The sequence below is a fragment of the Streptomyces sp. NPDC002623 genome (assembly GCF_053592635.1).
On record NZ_JBSFWB010000016.1, the window covers coordinates 95,612 to 114,057 of the forward strand.

Below are 18,446 nucleotides of genomic sequence, written 5' to 3' on the forward strand. Positions count from 1 at the left end.
CCGGTGCTGAAGGCCACGCTCAGAAGTTTCCTCGCCCACAAGGGGCGGCTGCTGCTGTCCGCGCTCGCGGTCGTCCTGTCGGTGGCGTTCGTCGCGGGCAGCCTGATCTTCTCCGACACGGTGACGCGCACCTTCGACCGCCTCTTCGCGTCCACAGCGGCGGACGTCACGGTCGAGCCCAGGGACGACCTGAGCTCGTCCGTGCCGTCCGGCGCGGTCCAGACCCTGCCCGCCTCCCTCGCCGGGCAGCTGGCCCGGGTGGACGGGGTCGAGTCGACCCACGCGGACGTGAGCGTGGAGAACATCACGGTCGTCGACAGCGAGAACAAGTCCGTCGGGCCGACCACGGGTGCGCCCACCATCGCCACGGACTGGTACCTCACCGACCGCAGCCCGGTGGAGCTGACCTCCGGCCACGCCCCGCGCGGCGCCGGCGAGGCCATGCTCGACGCCGACACCGCCGACAAGAAGCATGTGAAGATCGGCGACACCCTGACCGTGATGGCCCAGCCGGGCTCGTTCAAGGTGGAGATCGTCGGCATCGCCACCTTCACCACCACCAACCCGGGCGCGGCCCTGGTCTTCCTGGACCCCAGGACCGCCGCCGCCCAGCTCCTGGGCTCGGCGGACCAGGCCACGGCCATCTCCGTCGACGCGGCGCAGGGGGTGAGCGACGCGGTGCTCAAGCAGCGCGTCGCCGCCGCCCTCGGCTCCGGCACGTCCTCCGGCACGGCCTCCAGCACGTCCTCCGGCGGGTACGAGGTGAAGACGGCCGACGAGCAGGCGGAGTCGTCGGCGGAGGCCCTGGGCGGGTTCCTCGACGTGATCAAGTACGTGATGCTCGGGTTCGCCGGGATCGCCGTGCTGGTGGGCGTCTTCCTGATCGTCAACACGTTCTCGATGCTGATCGCCCAGCGCACCCGAGAGCTGGGGCTGCTGCGCGCCCTGGGCGCCGACCGCCGTCAGGTGCGCCGCTCGGTGCTCACCGAGGCGGTGCTGCTCGGGCTGGTCGGCTCCACGCTGGGCCTCGCCGCCGGCATCGGTCTCGCGGCCGGGCTGATCAAGCTGATGAGCGCGTTCGGCATGAACCTGAAGACCACGGAGATGGTCGTCGGCTGGGGAACCCCGGTGGCGTCCTACGTCGTGGGCGTCGGCGTCACCTTCGTGGCGGCCTATCTCCCGGCCCGGCGCGCGGCGACCGTGTCGCCGATGGCGGCCCTCGCGGACGCGGACATCGCCGGGGTGGGCCGGCCGCTGAAGGTGCGCGCCGTGGTGGGCGCGGTCGTCGGAGCGCTCGGCGCGGCCGCCCTCGTCGGCTGCGTGAGCTCGTCGAAGACGGCCTCTGCGGCCTCCCTGCTGGGCCTGGGCGTGGTGCTCACGCTCATCGCCACCGTCATCGCGGGCCCGATCCTGGTCCGCCCGGTGATCCGTGTCCTCGGCGGCGCGTTCCCCGCGCTGTTCGGGCCGGTCGGCCGGATGAGCCAGCGCAACGCCCTGCGCAACCCGCGCCGCACGGGCGCCACGGCGGCCGCGTTGATGGTGGGCCTCGCGCTGGTGGGCGGGATGTCGGTGGCCAGCGCCTCGATGTCGAAGTCGTTCGACGAGCAGATCGACAAAACGCTGGGCGCCGACTTCGTCGTCCAGAACGCCAACTTCACCCCGTTCTCCGCGGAGGTCACGGACGCGGTGCGCGACACCGAGGGCGTCGGCCTCGTCGTCCGCCAGCGGTTCGCGCCGATCGCCGTACGGCTGCCCGACGGCAAGCGCGTGGAGACGACCGCCACCGGTTACGACGACCAGGTCGACGACGTCGCGCACGTCACGTACGCCGCGGGCGACACGGCGGCGGCGCTGGCCGCGGGCGCGATGGGCATGGACGTCGACTTCGCGAAGGACCACGGGGTGAAGCTCGGCAGCGTGCTCCCGGTGGAGTTCCCCGGCGGCCGGACGACGTCGCTGAAGGTCGGCGCGCTCTCCGACCAGGACTCGGCCGACGGCTTCGGCACCCAGGGCGGGATGTTCTTCGGGATCGCGACCGTCGAGAAGTACGTGCCGGGCGGACAGGACTCCGCGCTGTACGTGAACGCGGCCTCCGGCACGACGGCCGACCAGTTGCGCCCCCGGCTCGACCGGACGCTCGACGCGTATCCGCAGGTGCAGGCCCGTGACCAGGCCGACTACAAGAAACTGGTGCACGACCAGATCGCCGTCCTGCTGTACCTGGTGTACGCGCTGCTCGGACTCGCGATCGTCATCGCGGTGCTCGGCGTGGTCAACACCCTGGCGCTGTCGGTGGTGGAGCGGACCCGGGAGATCGGGCTGCTGCGCGCCATCGGGCTGGGCAGGCGGCAGTTGCGCCGGATGATCCGGCTGGAGTCGGTGGTGATCGCGGTCTTCGGCGCGGTGCTGGGGCTGGCGCTCGGCCTGGTGTGGGGCGTGTGCATACAGCAGGTGCTGGCGTTGCAGGGCATGAAGGCCTTCGCCGTCCCGTGGGGCACGCTCGTCGCGGTCGTCGTGGGCTCCGCGGTCGTCGGCGTCGTCGCGGCACTGCTGCCGGCGCTGCGGGCGTCCCGGATGAACGTGCTGGCGGCCATCGCGCACGAGTGAGGAAGCCCGGAGGGTCCAGGACGCGTCCGTTCCGGGCGTCGCCGAGCCGCCTGGCCGGTGACCGTCCGGATGGTGGAATCCCGGGTCCGGGCGCGCCGTCCGTGATGGGATCGCCGCATGTCTGATCTGCGGATACGGGCCGCGACGCCCGACGACCTGGACACCGTCCTCGCCTTCTGGAAGACCGCCGCCGAGGGCACGAGCATCAGCGACGACCGCGGCGGAGTGGAGCGACTCGTCGCCCGGGACCCCGAGGCGCTGATCCTGGCCGAGCGCGCCGGCGAGCGCGTCGGCGAGCACGGTGGCGAGCTGGTCGGGACGGTGATCGCCGGGTTCGACGGGTGGCGGTGTCATCTGTACCGGCTGGCGGTGCACCCGGGGCACCGCCGCCAGGGCATCGGGTCGGCGCTGCTGGCCGCCGCGGAGGAGCGCTTCGTGCGGCTGGGCGGGCGCCGCGGCGACGCGATGGTGCTCACCCGCAACGAGACTGCGCACCATGCCTGGCGCGCGGCGGGGTACGCGCCGGAGGAGAAGTGGCGGCGCTGGGTGAAGCCGCTGACCGACTGATCGCCGACCGATCGTCGACTGATCACCGGCTGATCAATGGCCGACCCGGAGGCCGTCGAAGGACCTTTTGCCGATCCTTTACCATTGGGGGGCTGTGTGGATGATCCACACAGCCCCCGATAACTTCCCGATGACTTCCCGATGACTTCATGAAAGGTGTGAGCGTCCGCCCATGGGCGAGCCTCCCAGTACCCGTACGCGACATCGCGCGCTCCTTCCCGCCCTGCCCGATCCTGGGACGGAGGTGACCCGATGACCGAAGTACTGCTGCTCCTGGTGGCGATCCTGCTGTCGTTCGCGTGCGGCGCCTTCGTCGCCGCCGAGTTCTCGTTGACCACGGTCGAGCGCAGCGAACTGGAACGGGCGGTGGAGCGCGGCGAGCGCGGCGCGTCCGGGGCCCTCAAGGCGGTACGGAACCTGACCTTCCAGCTCTCCGGCGCCCAGCTCGGCATCACCGTCACCAATCTGGTGGTCGGCATGCTGTCCGAGCCGTCGATCGCCAAGCTGATCGCCGGGCCGCTGGAGTCGCTCGGTCTGTCGAGCAGCACGTCCAGTTCCGTCGCGCTGGTGCTGGGCACGGCGCTGTCGACCGTGTTCCTGATGGTCGTCGGCGAGCTCGTGCCCAAGAACTGGGCGATCTCCTCCCCGCTCACGGTGGCCAAGGGCGTGGGCAACGCGCAGCGCTGGTTCAGCGCCGCCTTCCGGCCGTTCATCAGCCATCTCAACAGCACCGCGAACCACATCGTGCGCCGCTTCGGCGTGGAGCCCACCGAGGAGCTCGCGGCGGCGCGCGGCCCGCAGGAGCTCGCGGCGCTGGCCCGGCACTCCGCGAAGGCGGGCGCCCTGGAGGCGGACACCGCCGAGCTGTTCGTGCGCACCCTGAACCTGGCCGATCTGACCGCGGAGAACGTGATGACCCCGCGCGTGCAGGTCATGGCCCTGGACGCCTCGGCGACCTGCGAGGACGTGGCGAACGCGACCCGGGCGAGCGGTCTGTCCCGCTTCCCCGTGTACCGCGGCAACCTCGACTCGGTGGTCGGCACCGCGCACATCAAGGACGCGCTGGCGATCCCCGCCGAGCGACGCGCGCGCGTGCCCGTCTCGGAGATCCTGCGCGAACCCCTCCTCGTACCCGAGTCGCTCACCGTGGACCGGCTGCTCGACCGGCTGTCCGGCAAGCGGACCATGGCCGTGATCATCGACGAGTACGGCGGCACCGCGGGCGTGGCGACGCTGGAGGACATCGTCGAGGAGGTCGTCGGCGAGGTCCGGGACGAGCACGACCCGCACGAGACGCCCGACCTGGCGCCCGCGGGCACGGACGACGACGGCCGCGCCCTGTACTCGGCCGACGGTTCCGCCCGCACCGACCAGCTCGCGCGCGTGGGCCTGTACGCCCCCGAGGGACCGTACGAGACGCTCGCCGGCCTGGTCGCCACCGAGCTGGGCCGGATACCGGCCGCGGGCGACACCGTCGAGGTGGCCGGGTGGCGCATGGACGTCGTCGACGCCTCCGGCCGCCGCGCCGCGCGCGTGCTGCTGCACGCGCCGCCCGCCTCCGACAACCACGTGGAAGGGGCGGACCGTTGATCGCCGTCCAGTTGCTCATCGCACTGGCGACCCTCGTCGTCAACGCGTTCTTCGTCGGCGCGGAGTTCGCGCTGATCTCCGTGCGCCGCTCCCAGATCGAGCCGCACGCGGAGCGCGGCGACCGGCGCGCCGACAGCGTGCTGTGGGGTCTGCAGCATGTGTCCGCGCTGATGGCGGCCGCGCAGCTCGGCATCACCCTGTGCACGCTGATCCTCGGCGTGGTCGCCGAACCGGCCATCGCACACCTGCTGGAGCCGGTGTTCCACGCGGTGGGCGTGCCCGAGGGCGCCGGCCACGCGGTCTCCTTCGTCATCGCGCTGGTCCTCGCCACCTACCTGCACATGCTGCTCGGCGAGATGGTCCCGAAGAACATCGCGCTCGCGGAGCCGGTGCGCAGCGCCCTGCTGCTGGGCCCGCCGCTGGTCACGCTGGCCCGGGGGCTGCGCCCGGTGATCTTCACGGTCAACGCCTTCGCGAACGGGCTGCTGAAGCTCATGCGGGTCGAGACCAAGGACGAGGTCACGGCCACCTTCTCGGACGCCGAGCTCGCGCAGATCGTCCGGGACGCGGGCGAGGCGGGCCTCATCGACGACCGCGCCCAGGAGCGACTGCACGACGCCCTGGAGCTGGGCCGCCGCCCGGTGCGGGACGTCGTCCTGCCGCTGGAACAGGTCGTCTACGCGCGCGTGGGCGTCACTCCGGAGGAGCTGGAGCAGCTGGCGGCCGAGTCCGGGTTCTCCCGCTTCCCCGTGGTGGACGACGGCCGCCGGATCGTCGGCTATCTGCACGTGAAGGACGCGCTGGACGCCTCGCCGCGGGACATGCCGTTCCCGGTGCGGGACATGCGGCCCATCGCGCGCGTGCGGGAGGCGACACCGCTGGACGACGTCCTCACCGCGATGCGCGGCAGCCGGACGCACCTGGCGGCCGTGCTCGGCTCGGACGGCCGACTGGCAGGAGTGGTGACCATGGAGGACGTCCTGCAGGAGCTGTTCGGCCAGCAGGCGTAGCCCACCGGCCCGGCGGGGTCGCCGCCGGGCCGGAGTCCGCTCCCGGGCCGGAGTCCGCTCCTGGGACGGAGTCCGCTCCCGGGACGGAGGCCGACCGACCGCCGGGTATGGGACTCGGGCTACCATCTGTGTCGCCATGCAGACGAACTCCACGCACACGAACCCGACGCACACCAGCCTGGTCGCGGTCGGCGACTCCTTCACCGAGGGCATGTCGGACCTGCTGCCCGACGGCTCCTACCGCGGCTGGGCCGACCTCCTCGCAGGCCGGATGGCCGCCCGCACCCCCGGCTTCCGGTACGCGAACCTGGCGGTGCGCGGCAAGCTGATCTCGCAGATCGTCGAGGAACAGGTGCCGGTCGCCGCCGCCATGGGCGCCGATGTGATCACGCTGGTCGGCGGCCTCAACGACACCCTGCGCCCCAAATGCGACATGGTCCGGGTGAAGGACCTGCTGACGGAGGCCGTGGAACAGCTGACCCCGTCCTGCAAACAGCTGGTGCTGATGCGCAGCCCGGGCCGGCAGGGGCCCGTCCTGGAGCGGTTCCGGCCGCGCATGGAAGAGCTGTTCGGGTGCGTGGAGGAGCTGGCGGAGCGGCACGGCGCGCTCGTCGTCGACCTGTACGGCGCCCAGTCGCTCGGCGATCCCCGGATGTGGGACGTCGACCGGCTGCACCTGACGGCGGAGGGCCACCGCCGGGTCGCCGAGGCGGTCTGGCAGACCCTCGGCCACGACCCCGAGGACACCGAGTGGCGCACCCCGATGCCGGCGACGCCGCCTCCGGGCTGGCCCGCCCGGCGCGTCGCGGACGTCCGGTTCGCCCGGCAGTACCTGCTGCCCTGGATAGGCCGCCGCCTGACCGGCCGCTCCTCGGGAGACGGCCGGACAGGCGCCCAGTTCAGCGCCGAGCTGGGCAGAGCCTTCTGGGTCACCCCTGCGGACCGCACGGACCCCGGCCCTGTGACGGACTGGCGACAGGTAGGGCCCTGACCCGGAGGCGTCTTGCGCCGGGAGCAGACAACACGCCGTCACCAGATGTGGTGGGCCTCCCAGAAGGGGGCCAGGTCCTGGTCCGTCATGGACTGGGCGGCCTTCTTGAAGTCGGCGGTGGTGGAGACGCCGTACCAGTGGTCCTGGGCGTACCGCTTGAGCAGTCGGGCCATGGGGCCGGAACCGAGGGTGCGTTCCAGATCGGCCAGGACGCAGGGCCCGGCTGTGTAGACGAGGTGATAGGTGCCGGGGTGTTGCGACCAGTAGGCCATGGAGCCGGTCAGCGAGATGTCGTCCTCGGGCCAGTAGACCTCCGACCAGCAGTCGCGGGTGTCCCAGCCGTAGAAGCGCGCGTTGGCGTACTGAGCGAAGCTTTCGTCCAGCCACGGTGAGGAGTACTCGTCGTTGCCGACGATGCCGTACCACCACTGGTGCGCCACCTCGTGGACGGCGGCGCCGCCTTCTTCGGTGGTGCCGAGGATGACGAGGCCCGGATACTCCATGCCGCCGCCGAACCGGCTGGTCATCACGAGGTCGATCTCGTCGTACGGGTAGCGGCCGAACTCCCGGCCGAACCGGTCGATCGCGGCGACGGCATCCACGCGGTTGGCGCGCACGCCCGCGGCAGGGGTGTCGGGCGCCCAGTACGACTTCACGAGCACGCCCCCGGCCGTGGTGTCGGTCGCCGTGCGAAACGGGCCCGCCGCCCAGGCGAAGTCCCGCACTCGCTCCGCGACGCTCAGCGTGACCGTACGGCCGGCGCGACCGGGAAGCGTTCGGGTGTGGCCCGTCGCCGGCACCTTCAGGGACGACGGGTGGTCGAGTCGGACACGGAAGTCGCCGGTCAGGGCGTAGAAGCTCTCGCCGACCGACACATAGGGGTCGAGATGCCACCCCTTCGCGTCATGCACGGCGAGCACCGGAAGCGCGTTGCCGAGGAATCGGTAGGCGCCGTCGTGGCCGAAGCGGGCGTTGCGGTCCGGCACGGTGATCGAGACGTCGAAGGAGAGGGACGTCCGCATATTGCGCGCGAGCGGCCTCGGCAGCGCCACACGCAGAGCCGTGCAGTCCACACCGAGACGGTTCGGTGTACCACCGCGCACCCTCGTCACGGTGACGGGAGAGGGCGCAGCGGGCGTACCGCACTTGTCCTCGCCGTTGCCCCACAGACGGAGGTACACCTCGCGCAGAGGCCGATCGGACCCGTTCCGGAAGGACACCCGCTGCCGTCCCGTCCAGTGGCTGCCGTCGGCATCGGATCGCAGGGCCACGTCGTAGCGAGCGCGATCGGGCGTCGCGGCAGCCGTGGATAATTCCTGTCCGGGCACCGCGCCCGCCTCACTCATACCGCCGCCCAGTGCCGTGAACAGCATGAACAACACGATGAGCAGACGACGACCGGGCCTACGCGAACACATATATGACGGAAACATGCCAGCGGATGCTGCCACATCACACCGCCGACAGACCCCACTTGGACGCAACTGCCGGTGGAAGGAAGCACGGGCGGGGTGACCCCGGTCTCGTAGGTTCCGCCGAACGGGACTGTGTCGCTGGCCTGCACTGATCGCCAGTAGAATCCGTACACGTGACTGCCGCTCCCGCCAAGCCCCGCATCCCCAACGTCCTCGCCGGACGCTACGCCTCCGCCGAGCTCGCCACGCTCTGGTCGCCCGAGCAGAAGGTGAAGCTGGAGCGTCAGCTCTGGCTCGCCGTGTTGCGGGCCCAGAAGGACCTCGGGATCGAGGTGCCGGACGCGGCGATCGCCGACTACGAGCGTGTCCTCGACACCGTCGACCTGGCCTCGATCGCCGAGCGCGAGAAGGTCACGCGGCACGACGTGAAGGCCCGGATCGAGGAGTTCAACGACCTCGCCGGTCACGAGCAGGTCCACAAGGGCATGACGTCCCGGGACCTCACGGAGAACGTCGAGCAGCTGCAGATCCGGCTCTCGCTGGAGCTGGTCCGCGACCGCACGGTGGCCGTGCTGGCGCGTCTGGGCAGGCTGGCCGGGGAGTACGGCGAGCTGGTCATGGCCGGCCGCTCCCACAACGTGGCCGCGCAGGCCACCACCCTGGGCAAGCGGTTCGCGACCGCCGCCGACGAGCTGCTCGTGGCGTACGGCCGGGTCGAGGAGCTGCTCGGCCGCTACCCGCTGCGCGGCATCAAGGGCCCGGTCGGCACGGCGCAGGACATGCTGGACCTGCTGGGCGGCGACGCCGCGAAGCTGGCCGAGCTGGAGGACCGGATCGCCGGTCACCTGGGCTTCTCGCAGGCGTTCACGTCCGTCGGGCAGGTCTACCCGCGCTCGCTGGACTACGAGGTCGTGACCGCGCTGGTGCAGCTCGCCGGTGCCCCCTCCTCGCTGGCGAAGACGATCCGGCTGATGGCCGGGCACGAGCTGGTGACCGAGGGCTTCAAGCCGGGCCAGGTCGGCTCCTCGGCGATGCCGCACAAGATGAACACCCGCTCCTGCGAGCGCGTCAACGGCCTGATGGTCATCCTGCGCGGGTACGCCTCGATGACCGGCGAGCTGGCGGGCGACCAGTGGAACGAGGGCGACGTGTCCTGCTCGGTGGTGCGCCGGGTCGCGCTGCCGGACGCGTTCTTCGCGCTCGACGGTCTGCTGGAGACGTTCCTGACGGTGCTCGACGAGTTCGGCGCCTTCCCGGCCGTCGTCGCGCGGGAGCTGGACCGCTACCTGCCGTTCCTCGCCACCACCAAGGTGCTGATGGGCGCGGTGCGGGCCGGTGTCGGCCGCGAGGTGGCCCACGAGGCGATCAAGGAGAACGCGGTGGCCTCGGCGCTGGCGATGCGTGAGCAGGGCGCCGAGCGCAACGAGCTGCTGGACAAGCTGGCCGCCGACGAGCGACTGCCGCTCGACCGTGCCCAGTTGGACGCGCTGATGGCCGACAAGCTGTCGTTCACGGGCGCCGCGGCCTCCCAGGTGGCCATCGTCGTCGGCCGGGTCGAGGAGATCGTGAAGCAGCGGCCGGAGGCCGCCGGCTACACCCCCGGAGCGATCCTCTGACGCGCTTCACCCAGGCGGAGCTGGAGGCCGCTCGCGACCGACTCGTACCGGACGTCGTCGCGGGCGGCCTTTGCGTGCTCTTCTGCGGCATCAACCCGGGGCTGATGACGGCGGCGACCGGCCACCACTTCGCCCGCCCCGGCAACCGCTTCTGGCCGGTGCTGCTTCTCTGCACTTCACCCTCACGGGTGAGTTGGCGTCCGTAGCCTACTCAAGACACGGCGACCGCTCCGGCCCTCAAGGAGCGACACCAGCCCGGAGCGTAGGCATCGTGGAGATGCCGCGCTGGCACGTTACCCAAGGTCGAGTCGCCTCGCCACGACTTCTGGCGTCACCCACGTACGCGCGTGGTCTACGCTCGTCGGTTACGACCAAAAGTCCTCTCTGATCTCAGCCATGTGATCTTCTTGGCGAGCTCGCTGATCCCAGCTTTCCGAAATCCTACGGAGCAACCGCTGCGTGCGAGGCCAGCGGACTCCGACGGCTTGTGCGAACTTTTGATACTTGTCCGCGAGGGCTCTTTCTTGTTCTCCTCCGGCGTCGAGCGATCGCCAGGTCGTCCCTCTGCTGTTCATCACCGCAATTGCGAAGCCATTTTCGATGTCCTGGCTTCGGACACTGTCAATGATTTGACATACTTCGAGAGGCGGCCACTCGGCCGTCGAACCAGAAGCATGGAACAGCATTTCCCCAATGAAGCCGTCTCCGTACCGGAGCAGCTTCTTCTCCAGGAGCAGGCTCCGCGTCTCCGTAACCCAATCAGCCAGTACGGGCCCCTCCCTATCTCCCTCAAAACGAGGAGCACCCTTCCATGACTTGAGCAAAGAATACGCCTGCTTGGCCTTATTCTTCATTTCTTCAGTGACTTCAACCTCACCACTCTCGCCACCTTGAGGAGGGAAGATCAAAGCAATCAAATCAACAAAGAACGAAGGATTCTGAGCCATTTCTTCATGCAAGATCAAGGCTGGCGACTCCAGACCATCCCCCAGGACCGGCAGGAATTTCCACTCAACTTGCGCCAGAAGCCCTCGAATAACCCCCGGAGCTCTACGAGCATGGGCCAGGAGTTCTTTCACTTCGTAAACCACAGAGGAAATTGATTCCGAGGTCTGCTCCTTGAATGATGCTTGATGTAGGGCATACAGCATTTTGTTGACGTCGAAATCATCATCCTTCCCTCTGGCGATCCAAAAAAGAGGGATTGTCTTTTCAAAGAGTTCCATCTCCAGGAGCGTGCCAATGGCCTCCCGGCGGTCCGATTCGGACTCAACCTGATAGAGGTTGAATCGACTCCAGTATGCTTTCTTCACTCCATCGTCGCACTGTCCAGCGAGAGCGAAAGTGGCATTCCCGGGAGGCAGGGCGAGCAAAAATCGAACAACCCTTTCCTGCGGCCATTCTGCAAACCTATCAGGGAACGCCGAAGCCCACGACCAGCCTTCTACGGAAAACCGAGAGACGACGTAGCCGAATGCAACCCTACTGTCAGCATCTTCGGGCGACTCAAGCGAGCCAAGCATTTCTTCGTCAAACTCACGAGAGATGGCTCCGAGTGCAATTCCAAGCCGTTCCGGTGCCTTGCACTTAGGAGCTAGGCTCCACACTCCTTCCAGTCCGAGATCGGCCACTACGCTCCGCGCGGCTTCCTCTTGCTTCTCCTGCACAGCAGGGAAGTAGTTGGCGTCGGAGACGCTGAGTCCTGGAAGCTCCGGATGGTAGGAAAAAACCGAGGCGAACCCCTCTGTCTGATCCCCATTATTGAGTCGATCAAGTTCATACCGGACTCGGGACACCTTTTCTTCAGGTAGCGCCCAGCTCGCGGATGCATACTTCTGGTGCCACTGAACCAGTTCCCGAAGTTGACGGATAATTGCGTCCAAGATCTCGGGGTCGATCAAGGAGGTCTCTACGCCACTGAGATCTCCGAGTACTGCATCGAACTGCTCGTCGGGAAGTTGCGGCAAAGCCTTGATTAGGTTAATCCACCCCGACTGATGAGTATGGACGTCCTCCAGGAGACGGCTTACGAGTTCGCGGCAGTTTCGAAAAATTTCCGAGCCTGCCAGACCTGTCGGCTCGTCATCTGGCTGCCATTCTCTCCATTTTGGACTGTAGGTATTTTCCGCAAATGTATGCGGAGACGGTAGAAGTGCCACCATGAGGTCCCAGGCCGCACGAGGCGCGGCTGCTCGAATAGCATCCAGCACCAAATACCGCTCGTCGAAACTGGCTGCCGTTTGGGGATGCCAGGGTAGGAAAATCTGTTGCAGGCTACGAGCAGGGCGGTTGCTCCACCGTCCTCCTGGCTCTCGCTCTGCAAGGAGCGCCAGAATAATTCCAGACGTTCCTAGGTGGTGTGGTGCCCAAGCCAATGCTTCAAGACTCCAGAGCAAGCCAGTGTGTTTGGGATGCCCGAAAAACGTCTTCTCAGTCTCGGGGTCGAAAACAGATAGAAGGCTCCCTTGGTCAAGGGCACGGTCAACCATGTCAAGATACATATCGGGTGACGCTTCAGCCAGCAACGGGAGTGCATAGTCGAGAGAGGGCCATAGACGCTCAGATTCATCCATAGTTGCTCGGTCCAGCACCTCCCTAACGATGGAGTCAACAAAGCTCTGCCCGGTCATGCCGTTGGGAAAGGTGTAATCCCCGGTGCTGGTGGCAATCAGCGCCAGGCTGTCCGCTACGTTCACCATCAGGTTGCTAGTCCAGGGCAGCGAATGGCCGTACAGTCCTGGGGCCCAGCGCTTATCGACCTCCAGTGAAAGGGCGGGGTCTGGAGTCGTCAGCATATTCACTGCAAGGTTACGGAAGTTTGCCAAGGCGCTGGCAGTAGCGTAACGCGCCACGAGTTCCCATGAATCCCGTTTCGATACGCAGAACCACTGCGCACCCTCTCGGCGCACTGGCATATCGCTTTGCCCTGACCAGCGGGCACAAGCGACGCTAACCTCAGCATATGACTTGGAGCTGATTTCACTCAAAAATTGCTCATCGCCAGGAGACCCGTCCTGCCATGCTCCTGCAAGGATGAGAGGAACAATTTCGGCAGCATTCTCGGGAGCCGCCCAGACGGGGACACTGCTTGCGTTAGCTGAAACCCGCCTTCTGAACATGAGCAAACTGCGACGTGCGATTCCCGCGAGTTCGTGAGCCTCCGACTCAGATACGCCCACGCTGACGAGAGCTTCCGCCGCCACCTGGCGTTTGATCCGTGAAAGTGGGATACACGAGCCGGAAGTCGGCGCGTTCAGATCAACAGGAATAATAACTTGATGACCGATGCCTGACGCTTCAACTGCTGGAGGCTGGCTGAATGTCGGGATCAGCAGCAAACGCATATCTGACGAAACTCGTGCGATCACCTCGTCCCACGCTTCAGGTGAGTCGACCACCAGAGTGCGCCGGGTTACCAACTCCTGCAAGTCTTCCGGAAGCGACAGGATAGTGGCCGCGATAAAGGCAAAGGATTCTTCAGCAGACTCAGCTTGGACGGTGATTACCGATGGCTCACTCTGCAACCAGGCGACGAGTGCTTCGACCGCCGCCTCGCGGCCAGCCGTTACGAGAGCAAGAGGAACCGGTGGCAGCGTAGCGAGGGACCACCGATCCCACGCTGTGCGCAGATCACTTGCGCCGTCCGGATCACGGCCCAGCATTTTGGTTACTCGGGCGTGGACCGCAGGATTACTGTCAAGCCATGCCTCCAAAGTGTCAGCGTCGTAAGCCCGGACATCTTTCCAGATCTGTTCTGCACGCTTGGTTGCAACCCAGTTGTCCCTCGCAGGCCAGCGCCTCGGAGTTACGAAGATGAACGTGGTCTCCGACGGCACCACACCCTGAGGATCTTTCGTCCGAGCAGCGTAGTCACTGTCTGCTTTATCGGTCACATCCTCATTAACACCCATTTCCCAGACGGATTTCCCGGCCGGAACCCAAGGGTTTCCGTGGACGGCATCCGCCTGTCCGTCCCAGCCGGGCATGCCGATTCCTTCGCCCGAACGAAAGTCGACAGACAACAACTCGGCAGTTGAACCGATGACAAGGGTTCGGATCAGTCCAGGTAGCTCGTCACGCGCCACGAGACGCTCAGCCCACCCCTCCAGCTCCAGGGCGTCCACCAGCCAACCGCGCGTGCCCCGGAACCTCGTAGGCGCCGGCGTTTGAGGGGTTGGCTTCTGGTCTAGGGCAGCTCGGACCTCGTCAATGTTGAATCGGCCATGCCCGCCGGGAGTCCTATCGAAGGGGATCTGCCCGTTGCGGGCGTACCGCTGCACCGTCGCGGGACGCAGGCCTAGCGCAGCCGCGACCGCGGAGGAGGTTACCGTGCGAGCTGGAGTCATGAAAACACGCTAGCACGGATTTCACGATTTACTTCAGACTCTATGGCTACGCTCCGTAGCCGTATCCGTAGCCCAAGGCACGGATGTTCCGAACCAGCTCCAGCGGACTTACCGAGGAAGGCAGCTGCCAGCGTCTGCGCCGGGGACGATTCATCCGGCCCCAGGCAGACGGCGGGCCGGAATCCCCAGTTCAACGGTCGGCCTCTGTGCCCGTCGTTGGGTCTCCTCCCGCTTCCCGCGTAGGAAGGTGAGCGTGAGGTTGATGCCTTCGACTTCGCCGAGCCAGTTCTCTCCTTCGGCCTGCTGAAGGCGCGCGAGGAGGTCGGCTTCGAGCTCTTCCAGGCGGCCGAGCATCTTCGGGTTGATGTGAAGCATCGGGCACCGGATGCAGGCGTGCTCGTGTTGGCAAGGGGTGCCGTAGGGGCGTCCACAGGATCCGAGTTCAACCTTGCGGCGGTCGAAGTGGTCCTCGAACTCGCCCCATTCCTGGTCAGTCGTGTCGCGGTACTCGCCCTCGGGTCGGACCTCGCGACGGTGGTGGATGAACTCCTGGTAGTGGCGGATAACGTCCTCGTCGAAGACCGCAACGTAGCCACGGGTTGTCTGGACATCGAGATGGCCCATGAGAGCGGCGCCGATGTGAATGGGCAAGCCGCTGTTGACCAACTCGGTGGCGAAGATCCTGCGGAAGTCGTGCGGGGTGAACTTGAGGCCGCGGAACTCCTGGTGGATCTTGGCCAGCTGGTCGCAGATCCGGCCGAGCATGACCTGGATGGTTGCGGTGCTGAAGACCATGGGGGTGGTGCCGTTCTGGCGCTGGAAGAGGAACGGCATTGGGGCACTCCACACCTTGTCGTGGTAGTCGAACCGGCTGACGAGCGGGATCGGACGGCCGGTGCGGGTGTGGCGGCGGACGATCGAGGCGATCACGTGGAAGAGCTCGGCGGACATCGGGATGACGCGCTCGCGGTCCGTCTTCGACGGTGCGATCACCAGCAGCGCAATGACCTCGCCGTTCGCCCGCTGGTACTGGCGGATGCTCAGGTGGGTCAGTTCACAGAGCTCCTCGATGCGCACGCCCGAATGGCGCAGGGTCTCGACGGCCGCCCATTCCCAAAAGGCACCTTCCTCCTCCGTGCCGATGTGGATGATCCGGTCGCTTTCCACTTCCTGGACGCGGGTGGGAACGGCGTCGCCGTGGCGGAGCAGTTTGCGGTCGGCTTCGGTGCGAATCCGCCGGTACTCGGTGCCCTCATGTGTGAACACCTCGCCCTCGGCGGTCTTGTCGGCCTGCTCCAGGAGCAGACGGGCACGGTCGTAGCGGGTTTCGACATGGTTGACGAGCAGAGGCAGGAGCGGCTGGCGTTGGCGGGTGCGGTCGGCGGAGCGTTCGTTGATACGCCGGCGGCGCGCTCCGAGCCCGCGTAGTTCGCTGGGCGGGACGGGACACGGCGCGACCCACGCCGCCCAGCGTTCGGGCTCTTCGGCGGCCCAAGTGTGCAGGTCGTAGTAGAAGGAGCGGAGCGCGATGACGATGCTGTCCTGGCCGACGCGAGGCTTGCCGTCGTCCTTGATGGTGATGACCTGGCGCCAAGCCGTGTAGGTCTCCGGCGAGATGCGCAGGTCCTTCTGGTCCGGGTTGATCTTCTCGATGTTCCTCCAGAAATGACGAGTGAGCTTGCAGGCGAGGTCCTTCAGGGTGGAGTAGTCGGTGTCGGCCTTGCGGCGGGCGAGGTAGTCGATGAGCAAGCCGCGAACAGCCTGGTTGGTGATCTCGTACTGGTCGACGAGTTCCTCGACACTGAGCTGTCCGCGCAGCGAGGCGGCCCGCATGCTCTCCGGTGTGGAGGGCGGGAAGTGCCCCATTGCGTGCAGAACGTTCCAGATGCCTCGGCCCGCCAGGCGGTTGGATGCCTGGCTGCCGGGCCGCAGAATGCAGCGGGCCTTTCGGTTCTCGTGGGCGAAGTGCAGTAGAGCGGCCGGGGTGACGTCGCTCAGGGCGACGTCCTGGCTGGCCAGCACCATGCATACTTCGTTGATCGCGTCGCGGCGGTGGACATGGCGGATCTGGTGGACGCGCACATGCTCGGCGAACGTGTCCAGGAGTGGGTCCTCCTGGGCGGCGATGAACGTCGGACCGAAGTTGGGCAGCGGGTTGCGGCGGAGAGCCAGCAGGGTGGGCCGGATGACCCGCAGGCAGTACAAAGCCCGGATCCCCGGGACGATGCTCCTCCCCGTGGTGCGGCGGGATGCAACTGCCTCGGCATCGACCTCGCCTCGACCGAGCGGACTGACGTCCCACCGCTGCTGCCAGGTCTCACCGGGGAAGGTGAGGAGGTATTCGAGCAGCGTGCGGGTGGAGTGGGTCCAGTTCAGGCGGGTCGCGCGAGGTGTGTCGGGCCAGATCGCAACGGCGCCGGCCGCGCTCGACAGCAGCGAGACGGAGGCGGTGGCGAACTCGCCGTGCGGCCGGGGCAGGGCAGCTGCGACGGCGGGCTCCGGCGTGATCGTTCCCCCGACGAAGCGGCTGGCGAACTGGAGCCCCTCCACGACCGGGCCGTGGCGGCGACTGAGACCGGTGGTACGAAGCTGTGTGTCAGGCACCGAACACCGCCGCGATGTCGTCGGCGTTGTAGCCGGATGGGTAACTCCGTTCAACACGCGGGGTGTTGTAGTGCTCGGTGAGCTTGTCGAAGATCTCCTCGATACGGACCGTTAGATAGCGACTGGTGGTCTGGACGTTGGCATGACGCAGAACGGCCTGCACCTCCGGCAAGGTCAGCTTGCCGCCGTTGGCCATGCGGCTCGCCGCGGTGTGCCGCAGGTCATGGAGGGTCCAGTTGGTGCCCAGAGCTTCGTTGGCACGCTGGATGACGCGGCGCACCGCCCAGTAGGACATGGGCCGGTCCGGGCCGCGGCGGGTCCGCCACAGCGATTCGCCCGCCGCGGGCGTTCCGATCTCGTCCAGGTAAGAAGCCAGTCGGAGGAACGCCTGCGGTGAGGCCGGGACGGCCTGCCTGTCCCGCGTGCCCTTGGAGATCACGTAGACCTTTTGGCCGGCCCAGTCGACGTCCCCGATGCCGACACCGAGGAGTTCCTCGGCGCGGGCGCCACTGGAGACGTAAAACTCCAGCAGTGCGCGGTCACGCTCGCACCCCATCCGCTCGAACAGCTCATCCCACAGACGATCGGGGATCGACCGCGGCGGACGGTCCGGAACCTTCTGCCGCAGACGGGCCCGACCCAACACCGGCTTGGGCTCCAGCGGGCTGCGGTGAGCGAGCGCCCGGCGCCGCTGCGGTGAGACCGGTACAGGGTTGGTGACCGGTCCGTTGCCCTGGTGGGCGTGGAATTCGTAGAAACCGCTGACCACCGACAGTGCATGGTTGATCGTCCGCGGCGCGTACCCCATTCGCAGCACCGGCTTGCCCGTCCGCAGGTTCACCGAGCCCGGTACCGAGCCGCCAGCTGTCTTCCGCTGGCGCTGTGGGTTCGCCGCCGTTCGTAGCCACCCGGCCAGCACCGCTGTCTCGGCCTCGGTCGCTTTCTCCCAGGGCACCCCGAGCAGCCACAGCACCCTGAACCAGCGCAGCAACCCGTACCCGTAGCTGCGGACCGTCAGCGGACTGCTGTCGTTCAGTGCCAGGTCACGCAGGTAAGCGGTGACCGGTTCGATCTCGTCGTCGTACCCATTGACGACGATATAGGGAGGATGAACGCCCCTCGCCGGGAACACCGCCCCGACGCGGGGGATGTCCGCCCGCCCTTCCATGAGTTCATGTCGCAGGTCCACCTTCACTCTCCTCTGTCCTCTCGGGAACCTTCACCGATGCCAACGAGCAGGGATAGTGCAGATAACTGTGCACCTCTCCGGCTTCACACCGAGGCTGATGAAACCGGCCGAGCAGCAGGAACTGCTGTCCTACGGGCTCGGCATCACGAACGTGGTGGCTCGGGCGAGCGCCCGGGCCGACGAACTCACGGCTCAGGAGTACCGGGACGGCGGGCGGCTGCTGGCGGAGAAGGTCACGCGACTGGAGCCCCGCTGGCTGGCGGTGGTGGGCGTGACGGCCTACCGGGCGGCCTTCGACGACCGCAAGGCAACGATGGGTCCGCAGGAGCGCCTCATCGGGGACACACGCGTGTGGGTGCTGCCGAACCCGAGCGGGCTGAACGCGCATTGGACGGCGACGACGATGGCGGAGGAGTACGCGCGACTGCGAGTGGCGGCGGAGGACTGAGCCCTCGGTGCCTGGTCCTCAGGTCTCCAGGCGTCAGGTCTCCAGGTGTCAGGTCTCCAGGTG

Annotated in this window: 10 protein-coding genes and 2 pseudogenes; 8 read left to right on the forward strand and 4 right to left on the reverse strand. The window is 67.2% G+C overall.

Going from position 1 to position 18,446, the window contains the following annotated elements:
• Positions 1-3 precede the first annotated feature (3 nt).
• From ACWD4O_RS27560 to ACWD4O_RS27580, 5 genes are all read left to right on the forward strand, one after another.
• Complete coding sequence (locus tag ACWD4O_RS27560; RefSeq protein ID WP_451283763.1) at positions 4-2,607, forward strand: ABC transporter permease; 2,604 nt, start codon at positions 4-6, stop codon at positions 2,605-2,607.
• A gap of 117 nt (positions 2,608-2,724) precedes the next feature.
• The gene (locus tag ACWD4O_RS27565) at positions 2,725-3,174 is read left to right on the forward strand and encodes a GNAT family N-acetyltransferase (protein WP_451283765.1); all 450 of its coding nucleotides are present in this window, start codon (positions 2,725-2,727) and stop codon (positions 3,172-3,174) included.
• A gap of 252 nt (positions 3,175-3,426) precedes the next feature.
• On the forward strand, positions 3,427-4,764 hold the full coding sequence (locus ACWD4O_RS27570) for a hemolysin family protein (RefSeq protein WP_451283767.1): 1,338 nt from the start codon (positions 3,427-3,429) through the stop codon (positions 4,762-4,764).
• Complete coding sequence (locus ACWD4O_RS27575) at positions 4,761-5,774, forward strand: hemolysin family protein (RefSeq protein ID WP_451283769.1); 1,014 nt, start codon at positions 4,761-4,763, stop codon at positions 5,772-5,774. The genes ACWD4O_RS27570 and ACWD4O_RS27575 overlap by 4 nt, the downstream gene beginning before the upstream one ends.
• A gap of 136 nt (positions 5,775-5,910) precedes the next feature.
• Positions 5,911-6,765, forward strand: coding sequence for an SGNH/GDSL hydrolase family protein (locus ACWD4O_RS27580; protein WP_451283771.1), 855 nt, complete (start codon positions 5,911-5,913; stop codon positions 6,763-6,765).
• A 38-nt stretch (positions 6,766-6,803) separates the two neighbouring features.
• On the opposite strand, the gene ACWD4O_RS27585 is transcribed toward ACWD4O_RS27580, so the two are convergent.
• Positions 6,804-8,111: a M1 family metallopeptidase gene (locus ACWD4O_RS27585; protein WP_451283947.1), complete on the reverse strand. Its 1,308-nt coding sequence runs from the start codon at positions 8,109-8,111 to the stop codon at positions 6,804-6,806.
• Positions 8,112-8,353: 242 nt separating this feature from the next.
• Between ACWD4O_RS27585 and purB the strand changes: the two genes are divergently transcribed.
• Positions 8,354-9,796, forward strand: coding sequence for an adenylosuccinate lyase (gene purB, locus ACWD4O_RS27590; RefSeq protein ID WP_451283773.1), 1,443 nt, complete (start codon positions 8,354-8,356; stop codon positions 9,794-9,796).
• Positions 9,793-9,960, forward strand: a pseudogene (locus ACWD4O_RS27595) (uracil-DNA glycosylase family protein); the annotation flags it as partial. The gene purB and the pseudogene ACWD4O_RS27595, both read left to right, overlap by 4 nt.
• Before the next feature lie 201 nt (positions 9,961-10,161).
• Here the strand turns inward: ACWD4O_RS27595 and ACWD4O_RS27600 are convergent.
• The 3 genes from ACWD4O_RS27600 to ACWD4O_RS27610 form a co-directional block, all read right to left on the reverse strand.
• Positions 10,162-13,920 carry a hypothetical protein gene (locus tag ACWD4O_RS27600; RefSeq protein ID WP_451283775.1) on the reverse strand — a complete coding sequence of 1,253 codons (3,759 nt, stop codon included), beginning with the start codon at positions 13,918-13,920 and terminating at the stop codon, positions 10,162-10,164.
• Positions 13,921-14,292: 372 nt separating this feature from the next.
• The gene (locus ACWD4O_RS27605) at positions 14,293-16,746 is read right to left on the reverse strand and encodes a tyrosine-type recombinase/integrase (protein ID WP_451283776.1); all 2,454 of its coding nucleotides are present in this window, start codon (positions 16,744-16,746) and stop codon (positions 14,293-14,295) included.
• Positions 16,739-17,935: a tyrosine-type recombinase/integrase gene (locus ACWD4O_RS27610; RefSeq protein ID WP_451283948.1), complete on the reverse strand. Its 1,197-nt coding sequence runs from the start codon at positions 17,933-17,935 to the stop codon at positions 16,739-16,741. The genes ACWD4O_RS27605 and ACWD4O_RS27610 overlap by 8 nt, the downstream gene beginning before the upstream one ends.
• A gap of 67 nt (positions 17,936-18,002) precedes the next feature.
• On the opposite strand from ACWD4O_RS27610, the pseudogene ACWD4O_RS27615 reads away from it, so the two are divergent.
• Positions 18,003-18,383: pseudogene (locus ACWD4O_RS27615) on the forward strand (mismatch-specific DNA-glycosylase); the annotation flags it as partial.
• Positions 18,384-18,446: the final 63 nt, after the last annotated feature.